Source organism: Modestobacter sp. VKM Ac-2978, assembly GCF_026968025.1.
In the GTDB taxonomy this organism is placed as follows: domain Bacteria; phylum Actinomycetota; class Actinomycetes; order Mycobacteriales; family Geodermatophilaceae; genus Modestobacter.
On sequence record NZ_JAPVBP010000002.1, the window covers coordinates 78,936 to 94,679 of the forward strand.

General features: G+C 74.0%; 21 protein-coding genes and 1 tRNA gene. 12 read left to right on the plus strand and 10 right to left on the minus strand.

Features of this window, described 5'->3' with window-relative positions; all coding sequences use genetic code 11:
* Nucleotides 1-69: 69 nt before the first annotated feature.
* From murI to O2W53_RS04220, 3 genes are read left to right on the plus strand one after another with little or no spacing between them, the layout of a single operon-like run.
* Nucleotides 70-897: a glutamate racemase gene (murI, locus tag O2W53_RS04210; protein WP_269161782.1), complete on the plus strand. Its 828-nt coding sequence runs from the start codon at nt 70-72 to the stop codon at nt 895-897.
* Nucleotides 894-1,634 carry an MBL fold metallo-hydrolase gene (locus O2W53_RS04215; protein WP_269161783.1) on the plus strand — a complete coding sequence of 247 codons (741 nt, stop codon included), beginning with the start codon at nt 894-896 and terminating at the stop codon, nt 1,632-1,634. The genes murI and O2W53_RS04215 overlap by 4 nt, the downstream gene beginning before the upstream one ends.
* Before the next feature lie 55 nt (nt 1,635-1,689).
* Nucleotides 1,690-2,646: a DNA polymerase domain-containing protein gene (locus tag O2W53_RS04220; protein WP_269161784.1), complete on the plus strand. Its 957-nt coding sequence runs from the start codon at nt 1,690-1,692 to the stop codon at nt 2,644-2,646.
* Between the two features lie 10 nt (nt 2,647-2,656).
* Here the strand turns inward: O2W53_RS04220 and O2W53_RS04225 are convergent, their stop codons facing one another.
* Nucleotides 2,657-3,037 (minus strand): VOC family protein, encoded by a 381-nt coding sequence (locus tag O2W53_RS04225; protein WP_269161785.1) that lies wholly within the window; start codon nt 3,035-3,037, stop codon nt 2,657-2,659.
* Between the two features lie 195 nt (nt 3,038-3,232).
* On the opposite strand from O2W53_RS04225, the gene O2W53_RS04230 reads away from it, so the two are divergent.
* Nucleotides 3,233-3,757, plus strand: coding sequence for an AAA family ATPase (locus tag O2W53_RS04230; RefSeq protein WP_269161786.1), 525 nt, complete (start codon nt 3,233-3,235; stop codon nt 3,755-3,757).
* A gap of 85 nt (nt 3,758-3,842) precedes the next feature.
* Here the strand turns inward: O2W53_RS04230 and gndA are convergent, their stop codons facing one another.
* From gndA to O2W53_RS04245, 3 genes are all read right to left on the minus strand, one after another.
* The gene (gene gndA / locus O2W53_RS04235) at nt 3,843-5,282 is read right to left on the minus strand and encodes an NADP-dependent phosphogluconate dehydrogenase (protein WP_269161787.1); all 1,440 of its coding nucleotides are present in this window, start codon (nt 5,280-5,282) and stop codon (nt 3,843-3,845) included.
* Between the two features lie 82 nt (nt 5,283-5,364).
* Nucleotides 5,365-5,865, minus strand: coding sequence for a thioredoxin-dependent thiol peroxidase (gene bcp, locus O2W53_RS04240; RefSeq protein ID WP_269161788.1), 501 nt, complete (start codon nt 5,863-5,865; stop codon nt 5,365-5,367).
* 49 nt (nt 5,866-5,914) lie between these two features.
* A complete protein-coding gene (locus O2W53_RS04245) occupies nt 5,915-6,319 on the minus strand; it encodes a YjbQ family protein (RefSeq protein ID WP_269161789.1) in 405 nt (134 codons plus the stop codon).
* A gap of 39 nt (nt 6,320-6,358) precedes the next feature.
* On the opposite strand from O2W53_RS04245, the gene rph reads away from it, so the two are divergent.
* Both rph and rdgB read left to right on the plus strand, forming a co-directional pair.
* Nucleotides 6,359-7,081, plus strand: coding sequence for a ribonuclease PH (rph, locus tag O2W53_RS04250; RefSeq protein WP_269161790.1), 723 nt, complete (start codon nt 6,359-6,361; stop codon nt 7,079-7,081).
* Complete coding sequence (rdgB, locus tag O2W53_RS04255) at nt 7,078-7,686, plus strand: RdgB/HAM1 family non-canonical purine NTP pyrophosphatase (protein WP_269161791.1); 609 nt, start codon at nt 7,078-7,080, stop codon at nt 7,684-7,686. Before rph ends, rdgB begins: the two co-directional genes overlap by 4 nt.
* 4 nt (nt 7,687-7,690) lie before the next feature.
* On the opposite strand, the gene O2W53_RS04260 is transcribed toward rdgB, so the two are convergent.
* The 3 genes from O2W53_RS04260 to O2W53_RS04270 form a co-directional block, all read right to left on the minus strand.
* Nucleotides 7,691-8,317 (minus strand): hypothetical protein, encoded by a 627-nt coding sequence (locus O2W53_RS04260; RefSeq protein WP_269161792.1) that lies wholly within the window; start codon nt 8,315-8,317, stop codon nt 7,691-7,693.
* Entirely contained in the window at nt 8,314-10,392 is a 2,079-nt protein-coding gene (locus tag O2W53_RS04265; protein WP_269161793.1) for a glycosyltransferase, read from the minus strand. The genes O2W53_RS04260 and O2W53_RS04265 overlap by 4 nt, the downstream gene beginning before the upstream one ends.
* 91 nt (nt 10,393-10,483) lie before the next feature.
* Nucleotides 10,484-11,173, minus strand: a complete 690-nt coding sequence (locus O2W53_RS04270) for a hypothetical protein (RefSeq protein WP_269161794.1) — start codon at nt 11,171-11,173, stop codon at nt 10,484-10,486.
* A gap of 138 nt (nt 11,174-11,311) precedes the next feature.
* On the opposite strand from O2W53_RS04270, the gene O2W53_RS04275 reads away from it, so the two are divergent.
* Together O2W53_RS04275 and O2W53_RS04280 are read left to right on the plus strand one after the other, a co-directional pair.
* The gene (locus O2W53_RS04275) at nt 11,312-11,560 is read left to right on the plus strand and encodes a hypothetical protein (protein WP_269161795.1); all 249 of its coding nucleotides are present in this window, start codon (nt 11,312-11,314) and stop codon (nt 11,558-11,560) included.
* A 41-nt stretch (nt 11,561-11,601) separates the two neighbouring features.
* On the plus strand, nt 11,602-12,522 hold the full coding sequence (locus O2W53_RS04280; RefSeq protein WP_269161796.1) for a DUF6910 family protein: 921 nt from the start codon (nt 11,602-11,604) through the stop codon (nt 12,520-12,522).
* Here the strand turns inward: O2W53_RS04280 and O2W53_RS04285 are convergent.
* The 3 genes from O2W53_RS04285 to O2W53_RS04295 form a co-directional block, all read right to left on the minus strand.
* Nucleotides 12,515-13,213 (minus strand): hypothetical protein, encoded by a 699-nt coding sequence (locus O2W53_RS04285; protein WP_269161797.1) that lies wholly within the window; start codon nt 13,211-13,213, stop codon nt 12,515-12,517. The two genes, O2W53_RS04280 and O2W53_RS04285, sit on opposite strands and share 8 nt — an antisense overlap.
* 126 nt (nt 13,214-13,339) lie before the next feature.
* A complete protein-coding gene (locus O2W53_RS04290) occupies nt 13,340-13,774 on the minus strand; it encodes a hypothetical protein (RefSeq protein WP_269161798.1) in 435 nt (144 codons plus the stop codon).
* 152 nt (nt 13,775-13,926) lie between these two features.
* Nucleotides 13,927-14,007 (minus strand) — tRNA-Leu (locus tag O2W53_RS04295).
* 64 nt (nt 14,008-14,071) lie between these two features.
* Between O2W53_RS04295 and O2W53_RS04300 the strand changes: the two genes are divergently transcribed.
* From O2W53_RS04300 to O2W53_RS04315, 4 genes are all read left to right on the plus strand, one after another.
* Nucleotides 14,072-14,353, plus strand: coding sequence for a DUF3618 domain-containing protein (locus O2W53_RS04300; protein WP_269161799.1), 282 nt, complete (start codon nt 14,072-14,074; stop codon nt 14,351-14,353).
* 83 nt (nt 14,354-14,436) lie between these two features.
* Nucleotides 14,437-14,802 (plus strand): GNAT family N-acetyltransferase, encoded by a 366-nt coding sequence (locus O2W53_RS04305; protein ID WP_269162370.1) that lies wholly within the window; start codon nt 14,437-14,439, stop codon nt 14,800-14,802.
* Between the two features lie 87 nt (nt 14,803-14,889).
* Complete coding sequence (locus O2W53_RS04310) at nt 14,890-15,408, plus strand: DUF427 domain-containing protein (protein ID WP_269161800.1); 519 nt, start codon at nt 14,890-14,892, stop codon at nt 15,406-15,408.
* Nucleotides 15,409-15,439: 31 nt separating this feature from the next.
* A complete protein-coding gene (locus tag O2W53_RS04315) occupies nt 15,440-15,733 on the plus strand; it encodes a metal-sensitive transcriptional regulator (RefSeq protein ID WP_036333592.1) in 294 nt (97 codons plus the stop codon).
* Nucleotides 15,734-15,744: the final 11 nt, after the last annotated feature.

Sequence of the window (15,744 nt, forward strand, 5' to 3'; positions counted from 1 at the left end):
GGGGCGTGACCACCGTCTCGGCCCGGCCACGAGGGGATGTCCGACCGGGCCGTTAGCCTGGCTGCCGACATGAGCACTGCGACATCGGGAGCCGACGCCCCCATCGGGATCTTCGACTCCGGGGTCGGTGGGCTCACCGTGGCCCGCGCCGTCCTCGACCAGCTGCCGCACGAGGCGATCCGCTACCTCGGCGACACCGCGCACAGCCCGTACGGTCCCCGGCCGATCGCCGACGTCCGCCGGCACTCGCTCGCGGCCATGGACCAGCTGGTCGCCGACGGCGTCAAGATGCTCGTCATCGCCTGCAACTCCGCCAGCGCCGCCTGCCTCGGCGACGCCCGGGAGCGCTACGACGTCCCGGTGGTGGAGGTGGTGCTCCCCGCGGTCCGCCGGGCGACCGCCGCGACGCGGAACGGGCGGGTGGGCGTCATCGCCACCCAGGCCACCGTCCGGAGCGGCGCGTACGAGGACGCCTTCGCCGCCGCCCCCCAGCTGAGCGTCACCAGCGCCGCCTGCCCCAGCTTCGTCGACTTCGTCGAGCGCGGGATCACCAGCGGCCGGCAGCTCGTCGGGCTGGCGCAGTCCTACCTCGACCCGCTGCTGGGAGCCGGGGTCGACACCGTCGTGCTCGGCTGCACGCACTATCCGTTGCTCACCGGTGTCCTGTCGCTGGTGCTGGGCGAGGAGGTCACGCTGGTGTCCAGCGCGGAGGAGACGGCCAAGGACGTGTACCGGGTGCTGACCCGGACCGACCTGCTGCGCGACCCCGAGGGCCCGCCGCCGGTGCACCGGTTCCTGGCCACCGGCGACCCCGAGCCCTTCGCCCGGCTCGGCCGGCGGTTCCTGGGCCCCGAGGTCGACGCCGTCCTGCGTGCGGGTGCGGAGGCCGGGGAGTGAGGCTGACCGTCGTCGGCTGCTCCGGCAGCGCACCGGGCCCGTCCTCGCCCGCCTCGTGCTACCTGGTGGAGCACGAGGAGTTCGCGTTGCTGCTGGACCTGGGCAACGGGTCCTTCGGCGCCCTGCAGGGGCTGATCGACCCCGGTCGGGTCGACGCCGTCTACCTCAGCCACCTGCACGCCGACCACTGCCTGGACGCGGCGCCCTTCATCGTGTGGCACCGCTATTCGGGCCGCTCCGACGGTCGTGCCGTGCCGCTGTACGCACCGGTCGGCGCCGACCGCCGGCTGGCCGCCGCCTACGACGCCGACGGCGGGCCGATCGACGACGTCTTCGACGTCACCGCGGTCGGCCCGGGCAGTTGGTCGATCGGACCGTTCCAGGTGCGGACGGTGCGGACGGCCCACCCGGTCGAGTGCTACGCCGTGCGGTTGACCGCCGGGGGCCGGTCGCTGGTCTACACCGGTGACACCGGCCCGTCGGACGCCGTCGTCGAGCTGGCCCGGGGGGCGGACGTGCTGCTGGCCGAGGCCGCCTACCCCGACGTCCCCGACCTGCCCCCGGGGCTGCACCTGACCGGCCGGCAGGCCGGGGAGCACGCCGCTGCGGCCGGGGTCGGCCGGCTGCTCGTCACGCACGTGCCCGCCTGGGTCGACGCCGAGGCGCAGCTGGCCGACGCGCGATCGGTCTTCCCGGCCGCCGAGCTCGCCCGGCACGCCGCCGTCCACGACATCTGAGGACGGGGCGGCCTGACCGGTTGCCCCACGGGGCGGCGCCCGGCACGGTGACCGGGTGGCCACCAGCGAAGAACGGGACGGCGTCCGGCTGAGCAGCCTGGACTCCCCGCTGGGCGACGGGCTCGAGGTGACCAAGCGCGACCTGGTCGACCACCTCGACGCCTTCGCCGACCGGCTCGTCCCGCTGCTCGCCGGGCGGCCACTGACCATCAAACGGGTGCGGCCCGGAGCGGCCCCGTTCATCCAGCGCGACGTGCCCAAGGGCGCGCCGGAGTGGGTGCGGACGGTGGCCACCTGGTCCGACCGGGCCCACCGCGAGGTGCACCAGGTGCTGGTCGAGGACCGCCGCACCCTGCTCTGGCTGGCCAACCAGCGGGCCGTGGAGTACCACGTGCCGTTCAGCCGGGTGGGGGAGGAGCAGCCGACCGGGCTGGTGCTCGACCTCGACCCGCCCGACGGTGCGCCGTTCGACGTGGTCGTGCGCACGGCCCGGCTGTGCCGCCGCGCGCTCGCCGAGGCCGGCCTGACGGCGGCGGTGAAGACGAGCGGGTCGACGGGGGTGCACGTCGTCGTCCCGGTGCACGGCTCACCGGCCGAGGACGTCGCCGCCGCCACCCGCGCCCTGGCGGCTCGGGCCGAACGCCTCGACCCCGAGCTGGCGACCACCGCCTACGTGGTGGCCGAGCGGGGTGGCCGGGTGTTCGTCGACTCGACCCGCTCGGGCCGGGGCACGGTGGCGGCGGCCTACAGCCCGCGGGTGCGGCCCGGTCTGCCGGTCTCGGCGCCGGTGGGCTGGGAGGAGCTGGACGACGTCCGGCCGGGGGACGTCACCGTGCGCACCGCGCGGGAACGGATCGGGGACGACGACCCGTGGGCGTCGGCGCTGCCCGAGCCGCAGCAGCTGCCCGCCGATCTGGTCGCCGAGGGGCACACCATCCCGGTCGCCCGGGTGGCCGCGATGCACGAGGGCAAGCGGCGCGCCCGCGCGAAGGCGGCTGAGAGCGGGTCGTGAGCGGGTGGCCTCAGCGGGCCGGATGGCCCAGGTCGACGACGCAGAAGAGGTTGCCGTCGGGGTCGGCGAGGACCACGAAGTCCGGGTCGTCCGGGTAGCCGTCCCAGTCGACCCGCTGGGCGCCCAGTCCGACGAGGCGGTCGACCTCGGCCGTCTGCTCAGCCCGGTCGGCGACGTGCAGGTCGAGGTGCGACCGCGGGTGGGCCGGCGCCGGTGTGATGCTGATCTGCAGGGCCAGTCGGGTGCCAGGGGCACCACCGGGTGGGGCCAGGACGGTGGCGCAGCCGCCGAAGCCGCCCTCGAGCAGTTCGTGGCCGAGGGCGCGCCGCCAGAACTCCGCGGCGCGCTGGACGTCGGTCACCCCGAGGACCACCTGACCGAGGGAGAGCACCGGGCGATCCTGGCACGCCGGCTCCGACCGGTCACGTGTGCCAGGTCGGAGCCGACCTCCGACTGGCCTGGCAGCACCGGGCGGTTCCTTCCGTGGGACCCCGGTTGGCCGTGCGGCCCGGCGTGCCAGCCGAGGCCGGGGACGTGGCGAGCCTGACCGGGCGGGTGGGCGCAGTCGGGCTCGTACGGTGGCGCGGTGATCCTCTGGCTGCACGGGGCGTTCGGTGTCGGGAAGTCCTCGGTCGCGGCAGAGCTGCACCGCCGCCGGCCGGAACTGGTGCCGTACGACCCCGAGCTGGTCGGGTACCTGCTGCGGCGGTCCCTGCCGGTCCCGACCGGGGACTTCCAGGATCTGGCGGAGTGGCGAGAGCTCGTCGTCGCAACGGGCGCAGTGCTGGACGATGCAGGTCGCCGTCTGGTGCTGGCACCGATGACGCTGCTCCAGGAGCAGTACGCCGGTGAGGTGTTCGCCGGGCTGGCTGCCCGTGGGGTCGAGGTGCGACACGTCCTGCTCGACGTCGCCGATGACGAGCTGTCCCGCCGGATCCGCACCGATGCGGCTGAGCCGGGCGCACGATCGTGGCGGCTCGAGCGCGTTCCTGCGTACGAGGCAGCCCGGCCGTGGCTGGTCTCGGCGGCCGACCTGGTCGTGGACACCACGGCCAGGACGGTCGAGCAGGTGGCCGACGAGGTGTCGGGCGCGTTGCCCGCCGCGCGGTGAACGCCGGGCTCGCGGTGCAGGGGCCGGGCTCGCCCTGCAGGACGAGCCCGGCGACCGGGGCGCGAGCCCGGCGATCATGCGTGGGTCAGCTGGTCTGCACCTCGCGGCCGTCCTCGCCCCACATGGTGTGGAAGTTGCCCTCGCGGTCGGTGCGCCGGTAGGTGTGGGCGCCGAAGAGGTCGCGCAGGCCCTGGATCAGCGCGGCCGGGAGACGCTCGGCGCGCAGGCCGTCGTAGTAGGCCAGCGCGCTGGCGAAGCCGGGCACCGGCACGCCGTGCCGGGCCGCCCCCGCCACGATCTGCCGCCAGCTCTCCTGGCCCTCGCTGACCGCGCCGCGGAAGTAGTCGTTGGTCAGCAGCGTGGTCACGTCGGGCTCGTCGGTGAAGACCTGGCTGATCCGGTCCAGGAAGCGCGCCCGGATGATGCAGCCGCCGCGCCAGATCTTGGCCAGCGCGGCCCGGTCGATGTCCCAGCCGTGCTGGTCGGCGCCCTGGGTGATCTGGTCGAACCCCTGGGCGTAGGCCACGACCTTCGAGGCGTACAGCGCCTGGCGCACCGACTCGATGAAGGCGTCCTTGTCGGCCACCTGCTCGTCCCACTCGCGGTCGGGCCCCGGCAGCACCCGCTGCGCGGCCTGCCGCTGCTCGCGGTGCCCGGACAGTGCCCGGGCGAAGACTGCTTCGGCGATGCCGCTGACCGGCACCCCGAGGTCCAGCGCCGACTGCACCGTCCAGCGACCGGTGCCCTTCTGCTCGGCCTCGTCCAGCACGATGTCGACGAACGGCCCACCGGTCTCTGCGTCGGTGTGCCGCAGCACCTGCGCGGTGATCTCGATCAGGTAGCTCTCGAGGTCGCCCTCGTTCCAGCTGGCGAAGACGTCACCGATCTCCGCGGGCGTCAGCTCCAGCCCCTGGCGCAGCAGGTCGTAGGCCTCGGCGATGAGCTGCATGTCGGCGTACTCGATGCCGTTGTGCACCATCTTCACGAAGTGGCCGGCGCCGCTGGCCCCGATGTGGGTGCAGCACGGCTCGCCGTCGACGACGGCGGCGATCGACTCCAGCAGCGGGCCGACCAGCGCGTAGGCCTCCTTCGAGCCGCCGGGCATGATGCTCGGCCCGTTGAGCGCGCCCTCCTCCCCGCCGCTGATCCCGGTGCCCATGAAGTGCAGGCCCCGGGCGGTGAGCGCCTCGGTGCGGCGGATCGTGTCGGTGAACAGGGCGTTGCCGCCGTCCATCAGCACGTCGCCCTCGTCCAGCAGCGGGGCGATCTCCTCGATCACGCCGTCGGTGGCCGCACCCGCCTGCACCATGACGATGATCTTGCGCGGGCGCTGCAGGGCGCCGACGAAATCCGCCATCGACCCGGTCGGCACGAAGTCGCCCTCGCTGCCGTACTGCTCGACGAGGGCGTCGGTGCGCCCTCTGCTGCGGTTGTGCAGCACCACCTGGTGGCCGTGCCGGGCGAGGTTGCGGGCGAGGTTGGCGCCCATGACCGCGAGCCCGGTGACGCCGATCTGATCACTCATGCCACGACCCTGCCCGAGCCGGGCCCGGCTGACCAGCGCCGTCCCAGCCCCTGGACAGCACGGGGCCAGAGGGGCGGGGCTCTCAGGCGATGCCGAGGTCCCGCATCAGCTTCGCCACGTGCCCGGTGGCCTTCACGTTGTAGGCGGCCTTCTCGATCCGGCCGTCCGCGTCGACGACGAAGGTCGACCGGATGACCCCGACGACCTCCTTGCCGTACAGCTTCTTCGGGCCGTAGGCGCCGTAGGCCGTCAGCACCTGCTTCTCCGGGTCGGAGACCAGCGTGATGGACAGCTCCTCCTGCTCCCGGAACCGGCTCAGCTTCTCCGGGACGTCGGGGGAGACGCCGATGATGTCGAGCCCGGCCTCGGCCAGGTCCCCGGCCGCGGCGGTGAAGTCGACGGCCTGGGTGGTGCAGCCCGGGGTGAGCGCGGCCGGGTAGCAGTACACGATGACCCGCCGACCGCGGAAGGACGACAGCGAGACGGGCGTGCCGTCGGCGTCCGGGAGGGTGAACTCCGGCGCCGGGTCACCGGGCGCGAGGCGGACGGGGGCGGTGTCGATGCCGCGGTCGGTCTCGGTCATGGGGTGGATGGTGCCGCAACCGACCGTCGGTTCCCAACCCGGCCGCCGGTCAGCCGGGCAGGAAGCTGAACCGCACGTGCCGGGAGGGGTTGTCGACGTTGGTGTCGACGAAGCAGATGCGCTGCCAGGTGCCCAGGGTCATCCGCCCCTCGAGCACCGGCACGGTGGCGTGCGGCGGGACGAAGGCCGGCAGCACGTGGTCCCGGCCGTGCCCGGGAGCGCCGTGCCGGTGCCGCCAGCGGTCGTCGCGGGGGAGCAGCTCGTCGAGCTGGGCGAGCAGGTCGTCGTCACTTCCGGCGCCGGTCTCGATGATCGCGATCCCCGCGGTGGCGTGCGGCACGAAGACCTGCAGCAGGCCGTCGCTCTCGCCGCGGACGAACTCGGCGCACTCGTCGGTCAGGTCGACGACGGAGGGCACGCCCCCGGTCCGGACGGATCGCAGCTCGGAACGCATGGGGGAGAGGGTGACACGGCGGCACTACCCTCGGACCACGTGACCCGCCCCGACGGCCGCGCGGCCGACCAGCTCCGTCCGGTGACCATCACCCGCAACTGGCTCGACCACGCCGAGGGCTCGGTGCTCGTCGAGTTCGGCCGGACCCGCGTGCTCTGCGCGGCCAGCGTCACCGAGGGCGTGCCCCGCTGGCGCCGCGGCTCGGGGCTGGGTTGGGTCACCGCCGAGTACTCGATGCTGCCGCGGGCCACCCACACCCGCAGCGACCGTGAGTCGGTCAAGGGCAAGGTCGGTGGCCGCACCCACGAGATCAGTCGGCTCATCGGCCGGTCGCTGCGGGCCAGCATCGACCTGGCCGCGCTGGGGGAGAACAGCATCGCGCTGGACTGCGACGTCCTGCAGGCGGACGGCGGCACCCGCACCGCGGCGATCACCGGCGCCTACGTGGCCCTCGCCGACGCGGTGAGCTGGCTCGGTGAGCGCGGCAAGCTGGCCAGCGCCACCCCGCTGCCGAACTCGGTGGCCGCGGTCAGCGTGGGCGTCATCGACGGCGAGCCGCGGCTCGACCTCGCCTACGAGGAGGACGTCACCGCCGGCACCGACATGAACGTCGTGTGCACCGGCACCGGCGGCTTCGTCGAGGTGCAGGGGACGGCGGAGGGCGCCGTCTTCGACCGGGCCACCCTCGACGAGCTGCTCGACCTGGCGGTCGCCGGCTGCGCGGAGCTGACCCTGGCCCAGCAGGTGGCGTTGTCGGCGTGACCCAGCTGCTGCTCGCCACCCGCAACGCCGGCAAGCTCGCCGAGCTGCAGCGGCTGCTGGCCACCGCCGTCCCCGGGGTCGAGGTGCTCGGCCTCCGCGACGTCGCGGAGTACCCCGAGGCCCCGGAGACCGGGGCGACGTTCGAGGAGAACGCCCTGCTCAAGGCCCGGGAGGCGGTCCGGTACACCGGGCTGCCCGCGGTCGCCGACGACTCCGGGCTGACCGTCGACGCGCTCAACGGGATGCCGGGGATCCTGTCCGCGCGCTGGTCCGGCCGGCACGGGGACGACCCGGCCAACACCGCCCTGCTCCTCGGACAGCTCGCCGACGTGCCCGACGAGCGGCGCGGCGCGGCGTTCGTCTGCGCCGCCGCGCTGGTCACGCCCGACGGCGGCGAGCACGTGCTGGAGCGGCGCTGGCGGGGCACGGTCGTCCGGGAGCCGCGGGGCAGCAACGGTTTCGGCTACGACCCGGTGTTCGTGCCGGCGGGCCACACGGTCACGTCGGCGGAGCTGGAGCCGGCGGAGAAGGACGCGATCAGCCACCGGGGGCAGGCGTTCGCCGCGCTGCTGCCGGTCATCGGCGAGGTGCTCGGCGGGCGCTGAGCCGTCAGCGGCGCTGCATCCAGTCGATGAACCACAGCGAGAACGCCGCCAGCAGCGGGTGGAACGCCAGCACGAGGAACGCCGCGAGCACCCGGTCGGAGCGCCAGTAGTTGCGCAGCCGCACGCCTCGGCTCCAGCCGCGGCTGCGGTCGACGCTCAGCGCCCGCTGGGCGACCGCGGCCTCCTCCTCCGCGGTGAGCGGGCGGGAGTGTGCCGCCTGCCAGGCCTCGACCCGGGCCCAGCCGGGGGCGACCCCGCACCCCAGGGCCAGCAGCGCTGCGCCGCCGAGCAGTGGCAGCAGGGCGTCCGATTCCAGCACGACCAGGCCGGCGGCCGCCGCGCCGGCGGCGAACCCGGCGACGGTGACCGCACCCAGGCAGAAGACCAGCCCGAACGCGACGAGCAGGATCAGGTAGCCGGGCAGCAGCACGTCGTGCAGTGACCGGTCGGTGGCGAGCAGGACGACGGTCTCCACCGCGAGCACGAGCGCGCAGGTCAGCAGCACCCGGCGCATCGGCACCCGGGGCGGCCCGGCCGCGGTGGCCAGCCGCATCCGCGACTCGGCGTGGCTCTCCGCCTCGGCGGGTGAGGCATCCGGGCGCAGGACGGCCAGCGGATCGGCGGCGGTCATGCCCGGTCCTCCGGCGTGGTGTCCGGTGCGGGGGGTGGCACGGGCACGGTGTGCGGGTCCATCAGCCGGACGACGTCCCGTACGACCGGCGGCGTCGCGGTGGCCGGGGCCGGCGCCGGGCGGACCGTGGCCGGGCCGTCGTCCATGCTCGGCACGTCCTCGACCTGGACGTGGCTGGACAGCCCGTGGTCCGTCTTCTCCCAGTAGAACGGGTTGACCACGAGCTGCCACAGCGCCTTGTACGAGGCGATCGAGTGCAGCAGCCAGTAGAGCGGGGAGAGCAGCGCGAACGGCACCAGGCCGTACGTGCGCCGCTTGAAGCCGGCCAGCAGCGACAGGTAGATGATCACGCCGTTGCCGAGCAGCAGGTTGGCCAGGCTGACCTGGACCAGCCACTCGGGCAGCGCGGGCGTGAGGGCCCCGGGCCACAGCAGCTCGACCGCCAGCATCGCGTACAGCCACGGGGCGGCCAGGAACATCAGCGGGGTGCCGCCGATGAGCAGCGCGAAGCCCGCCGTCTGCCGCGGGCCGACGCTGCGCAGCAGCCGCCACGGGTGCCGGGAGTGCACCAGGACGGTCTGCATGTAGCCCTTGATCCAGCGGCTGCGCTGCCGGATCCAGTTGCCGACGGCCATGTTGGCCTCCTCGTACGTCGTCGAGTTGACGACGGCGACGCGGTGGCCGCGGGCGGAGGCGCGGATGCCGAGGTCGGCGTCCTCGGTGACGTTGTAGGGGTCCCAGCCACCGAGGTCGCGCAGCATGTCGGTGCGGAAGTGGTTGCTGGTGCCGCCCAGCGGGATGGGCAGCCGCAGCTTGTCCAGCCCGGCCAGGGTGTAGTCGAACCAGGAGGAGTACTCCAGGGTGAACATGCGGGTGAGCAGGTTCTCCCGGGCGTTGAAGTAGTTCAGCGCGGCCTGCACGCAGACCAGGTCGTCCCCGCCCTTGCGGAAGGCGATGAGCGACTTCTTCAGCTGGTCGGCGTCGGGGCGGTCCTCGGCGTCGTAGATGACCACGTACTCGCCGCGGGCGAAGGCCAGCCCGACGTTGCAGGCGCGGGGCTTGGTCTTGGGCAGCGAGTGCGGGACGACGACGATCCGGACGATGTCCGGCGGCGCGGCGGCCAGCGCGGCCGTCAGCGTCTCCGGGTCGTCCTCCTCCAGCAGGAGCAGGATCTCCAGCTTCTCCCGGGGCCAGTCCAGGTCGGCCAGGTTGCGCATCAGCAGCCCGACGATCCCGGCCTCCTTGTAGACCGGGACGAGGATCGTGTAGACGGGCAGCTCGGCGTCCTCCAGCGCGGCGACCTCCGCGGCGGTGACCTGCTCGACGGTCTCCCAGGCGGTGCCGACCGTGCTGATCAGGGCCTTGGCGCCGACGGCGAGGGCGACGGCGACGTTCACCGTGCCGACCAGCACCAGCATGGTCAGCGAGGGGTCGAGCACCAGGCCGGTCACGGTGGCGACGAGGAGGGCGAGCGCGCCGGCGACCTGCGGCCAGACGAACACCGTGGACGCCGACTCGTCGGGCCGGCGTTCGGCCAGCGCGCTGACCGCGTCGTGCACCAGCTCCTCGCGCCACACGGTGCGCAGTGCCCGCTGCACGTCCCAGTCGGTGGTGACCACCTGGCGCACCCGCGGGATGCCGGTGCGCTGCACGACCACCTCGGCGAGGTGCGCCGACGGTCGGCCGGCGGTGGCGACGACCACCTGGGGGAGGCCGTCGCCGTCCTCCTCGACGCGCAGCGGCACCCAGGTCTCCCGGGCCAGCATCGCGGCGGGGAAGCGGCGGGCCAGCTCCTCGTCGACGTCCACCGGGTCGACGAACGCCAGGTCGGCGCCCCAGACCGCGGCCAGACCGACGTAGAGCTCGCGCCGGGTCACCCAGCCCTTGGCCAGGACGACGGAGCCCAGTGGTGCGCCCACCCGTTCGTGCTGCGCCAGGGCCTCGGCGAGCTGGGCCTCGGTGAGCACGCCCTGCTCGACCAGGACGGTGCCGAGCCGCTCGGGCGCGGCGTGCCGGCCACCGGCACGGCGCGATGCCAGGCCGGGCGTGGCGCCACGGGGCGCGGGAACCGTCACCCCGGGGTGGTCGGCACCTGCGCCGTCCAGCTGAGCCCGGCCAGGGGAGGGGTCACCCGGTCGGGTGAGCCGGCGACCCGGCGCCCGGGGGTCACCAGGGCTGCTCGGCCAGCACTGCGTGGCCGTACCCGACGATCAGGAACGGGTGGCGATCGCGGGCCGTGCTCCAGGCGTCCTGCCAGTCCTCGCCAGCGGTGTCCGCGTAGTAGCCGCCGTCGACCGTGCCGGGACTCGCTGGTCCGACCGGTACGTCCGACGGACGGAAGCTCGCCTCGATGAACGTGCCGTCGCCGTCCGCGCTCCACAGCCGGACGCCGATCACGTCGGTCACGGGCCGACGGTTCGCGCGCATCCAGTCGACGTCCACGCCGGTGCCCCAGTCGTTCCCCTGGACGAACCAGTCGATGGAGCCCCATCCCTGTTCGTCCAGTGCCTCCTCGAACGAGTCGAGCCCGTCCAGGCCGCCGAACGCCGCGTCCGGTCCGGCCTCCAGGGGGAAGCCGGTCGTGATCGTCAGCCCGCACGTGGACCGGTGGGTGTCGTGGATCTTCCAGTTGTCCGTACCGGCGGTGCACCCGGTGTCGATCCGGGTGCCCAGCTCGTCACCGGCGCCGAGGTGGTCGGCGATCGCGGTCAGGCCGCCCGTCATGTGCTCGACGAGACGCTCGCGGTCGGCAGCGAGCGGCTCCTCGGTGGGGTCCAGCAGCTCGGGGTCGCCGCACCCGGTCAGCAGGGTCAGCACCGCCAGGGTCGTGGCCGCCCACGGTGCTCGCTGCGACATCGCCGGTCTCCGCTCCGGCGTGCCCCGCGGCCCGCCTCAGCGGGCATCCTGCCGGTCCGCGGCGCGGTGTGGCGGGACGCCGTTACGGTCGGGTCCCAGCGGCCGCGCCGGGCGGCCGGAGGAGTGGGGGAGGGCCCGATGGCGGACCTGGAGGCGCTGCGCCGGTTCGGGCTGGTGCTGGAGATGGCCGAGGCGGCCGGGGACGGCGACTGGCGGGCCTGGACGAAGGTGCTGGGCGGCCTGGACGAGGACACCCGCGCGGACGTCGTCCGACAGTCGTCGCTGGTGATCGCCATGCTCTGCGAGCGGGAGGCCGAGCGGCGTGGCATCACCCGGGACCAGTTCCTGGCCCAGTTCCGTGCCGAGGCGATGGACTCCCTCGGCTGATCCCAGGCGTGCCGAGCCGTCCGGGCGGGCAGGGCAGAGGGATGCGGATCACAGTGGACGACGTCCGGACGCTGACCTTCGACGATGGGACGCCGGTGACCGCCGCGTCCGCGATCGCGCCGCTGGGCGAGGGCTGGCTGGTCGCCCCGGACGACTCGACGATCGCCGCCTGGGTGCGGCCGGGCGGGGTGACACCGGTGCGCGTGCTGCCGCCGGTCGAAGGGCTCGACCACTTCAGCGAGCCGGCGGGCACCAAGCACCTCAAGCCCGACCTGGAGGTGGCCTGCCCGGCCGAGGTGGACGGTGAGCCGGCCGTCCTGCTGCTGGGGTCGGGGTCGACGCCCCGGCGGATGCGCGGGGTGCTGGTGCGGTTGGAGGACGGCGAACCCGTCGTGCAGGTCGGCGAGCTCGGTCCGCTCTACGCCACGGTCGGGCAGCTGCTGGAGGTGCCGGCAGAGCAGCTGAACCTGGAGGGGGCCAGCCGGCACGGGGACACCGTCCGCTGGTTCCACCGGGGCAACCTCGCCGCCGGGGCGGGGCCGGCCAGCGTCGACGTGCCGCTGGCCGACCTGGTCGCCGCCGTGCTGGGCCGGGCCGGCGTCGATGCGGTGCCGGTGTCGGCGCCCCGGTCCTACGACCTCGGCCGGGTGGCCGGTGTGGGGCTGGCGGTCACCGACGCGATCGCGCTGCCCGACGGGCGGGCCCTGCTCTCCGCGGCCGCCGAGGACACCCCCAACTCGGTCGACGACGGGCCGGTCGTCGCAGCGGCCCTCGCGCTGGTCGACGGCGAGACGGTGCTCGACATCGCGGCGGTGCCCGAGGTCGAGGGCCGGGTGCACAAGGTGGAGGGGCTGGCGCTGCGGGAGGTGGAGGACGCCCGGGCGCACGTGCTGGCCGTGGTGGACGACGACGTCCCGGGTGCGCCGTCGGTGCAGCTGGAGCTGCGGGTCGAGTTCAGCTGAGCCCTCCCGCCCCGGGCGTGGCCGGGTCGGCTCCCTCCGCGCGGCGTCCCTCCAGGAAGTAGGCGCCCAGCGCCCCGGCCAGGGTCGCGAACACGGCGACGGAGTAGACGGCCAGGGCGACCTCCAGGAAGCGGGCGAGGCCGTGGTCGGTGTCCAGCAGCGCACCGGTGATGGTGGCCATGGCCGCGTCGTGCAGCGCGGGGCCGTAGGTGTCGTAGGCCCCCACCACGTAGAGCAGCTGACTGCTGGCCAGGACGACGACGCCGGTCACCGCGGCGAGCCAGCCGATCCGGTTGGTGAGCAGCCGGCCGGCCGACCGGGAGCCGCGGATGGCGGCGGACAGCACGCCGCCGACGCGGGCGGTCCGCAGCAGGGTGAGGGCGCGGGCGAAGCGGAGGAACGGCAGCGCCAGGAAGATCAGCTGCCACCAGTTGCGCAGCCAGAAGCGGCGCTGGCTGGGCGCCCGGACCGCCCGGAAGACGAACTCGCTGACGAAGACCGCCCAGCAGATCCAGCCGAGGACGCTCAGCGTCGTCACCAGCCAGGGCTCCCGGGCCAGGGCCTGGCCCAGGACGATCAGCACGAACACCAGGCCGAGCACGCCCATCGGCCGGTCGAGCTTCGTGGCCAGCCCCTCCGTCTCGACCGAGGGGTCGGCGGGGCGTCGGCGGATCGTGCCCGTGTCGCGCATGGAACAGCCCCTACCCACCTGCGGCCGGAGGGCGCACCTCGGTGTTCGGCACCCCGACGGCTCCCGGGAACGAGGCCGCTCGACCCCCTCGACGTGGGGGCGGTCAGCCGAGCGTCGGCAGCGCGCTCACCGGACCGGATCGAGCATGCGATCGAAGACGGCGCCAGTGCCCTGAGCCTGTACGTACTTGCCTGCCACGTCGACGGCCCAGTCCCGCCGCGACCACGTCGTCGGGCGGTAGAGGCCCAGCGCGGTGTTGAGGAGGACGTCACCCACGTAGACGAGAGCGAACACGGAGTTGACGGCCTTCTGGCCGCGCAGCCCCTGGGAGGCGGCGACGCCGTAGGCCGCGCCCCACATGGTCCCGAGCGCGAAGTGCGTGACGTAGTTCAGACGTCGTCGACCGCTTCGTGTCCTGGGACGGGCCAGGGTGACCTTCTCGGCGAGGTCGGCCGGGGCATGGCTCTCGTCCCGCTTGGTGAGGGGCATCTCCACGAACTCCTGGAAGGCCGTCATCACGACGGTCCCGCCCACGCCCGCGACGACGCCGCGTCCGATCATGCTCGACGTCGAAGGCCGTTGTGTCCGCATGCACGGCGCGTACCCGGCTGCGCTGCAGACACACGAACCGTCATCGGGAGCGGGGCAGCCCCGGACACCGTCCGGGTGATCCGCGTGCTCACACAGCCCGTCCGGGTCAGGAGGCGTCCACGTGCGGGAGAGGGGAGTCGAACCCCTACGCCCGAAGGCACCAGATCCTAAGTCTGGCGTGGCTGCCGTTACACCACTCCCGCGTTGGGGGGAGTGTAGGAGCCTCCCGCTCGGCCGCGGTCGGACCGATCTGGCAGGCTGTCGCCCGTGCCGAGGACCCCTGAGCAGATCCAGCAGGAGATCGACGCCGCCCGCGAGTCCCTGGGGGCGACCCTGGACGAACTGGCGTTCCGCACGAACCCGCAGCGCCTGGCCGACCAGGGCAAGGCGAAGGTGCAGGAGTTCCTGCAGAGCCCGCCCGGGATCGCGATCGTCAGCGTGGTCGGCCTGACCATCACCTTCGTCGTGACCCGGAAGGTCGTCCGCCGCGTCCGGGGCACCGACCGCCGCCGGGTCGAGCCCGTGGTCACCTACCGCCGGGTGCGCTGACCCCGGACGTCGGCGTCCGCCGGGCCACGGTCCGGGACGCTGACGCGGTCACCGCCGTCTTCCTCGGCTCTCGGGCCGTGGCCATGCCCTGGCTGGCGCGACCACACTCCGACGACAAGACCCGCTGGTGGGTCGAGCACGTCGTGCTGACGCAGCACCGCACCTGGGTGGTGACCGACGAGGACGACGTCGTGGGCTTCGCCGCCGTGGCCGCCGGTCGCCTGGAGCACCTCTACCTGCGCCCGGACCGGCGCCGTCAGGGGATCGGCTCGCTGCTGTTCCGGCAGGTGCAGGCGGCCGAGCCCACCGGGTTCACCCTCGTCGTCTTCGCGCGCAACACCGCTGCCCGGGCGTTCTACGAGCGGCACGGCTGCCGGGTGGTCGGCGCCGGGAACGGGAGCGGGAACGAGGAGCGCGAGCCCGACGTCACCTACCGCTGGGCGCCCTGAGCCGGGTGCCGACATCGAGTGTCGAGTTGTGCACGCCGCACCTGCGGGGGAGTCGTGCACAGCTCGTCACTCGGCGAGCGTCGACGGGTGAGGCGCACACTCGGCGGGGTGTACCCACCGCCCCGTGACCCCGTCGGACCCGGCCAGGAGTCGGTCTGGAGCTACCCGCGCCCGCCGTCGGCCGAGGTGACCGGACGACGCCTCGAGCTCACCCTCGGCGGGCGGGTCATCGCCCGCACCGACCGGGCCGTGCGGGTCTGCGAGACCAGCCACCCGCCGGTCTTCTACGTCCCCCGGGACGACGTGGCGGCCGGCGTCCTGGAGCGCGGCGCCGGCTCGTCGTGGTGCGAGTTCAAGGGGATGGCCACCTACTGGGACGCCGTCGTCGACGGCGTGCGGCACGACTCGATCGCCTGGTCCTACGAGCAGCCCACGGCCGGCTACGAGCAGCTGCGCGGCGCACTCGCCTTCTACCCGAGCCGGCTGGACGCCGCGACCGTCGACGGCGAGCCGGTACGGGCGCAGGCCGGTGACTTCTACGGCGGCTGGATCACCGACGAGGTGGTCGGCCCGTTCAAGGGCGAACCCGGCACGCGCGGGTGGTGAACCCCTACCCCCCAGGGGTATGCTCAACGGCATGACGGGCTATGCCGGCGACAAGGACCAGGTGCTCGCGCGCCTCAAGCGGGTCGAGGGCCAGGTCCGCGGCATCGCGCGGATGGTGGAGGACGACACGTACTGCATCGACGTCCTCACCCAGGTCTCGGCGGCCACCAAGGCCCTGCAGGCGGTCGCGCTCGGCCTGCTCGACGACCACCTCGGCCACTGCGTCCGCGACGCGGTGGCCAGCAGCGCCGACGACGACGGTGCCGCCGCCGACGCCAAGATCGCCGAGGCCTCGGCCGCCATCGCCCGGCTCGTCCGTTCCTGACCCCGCTCCCT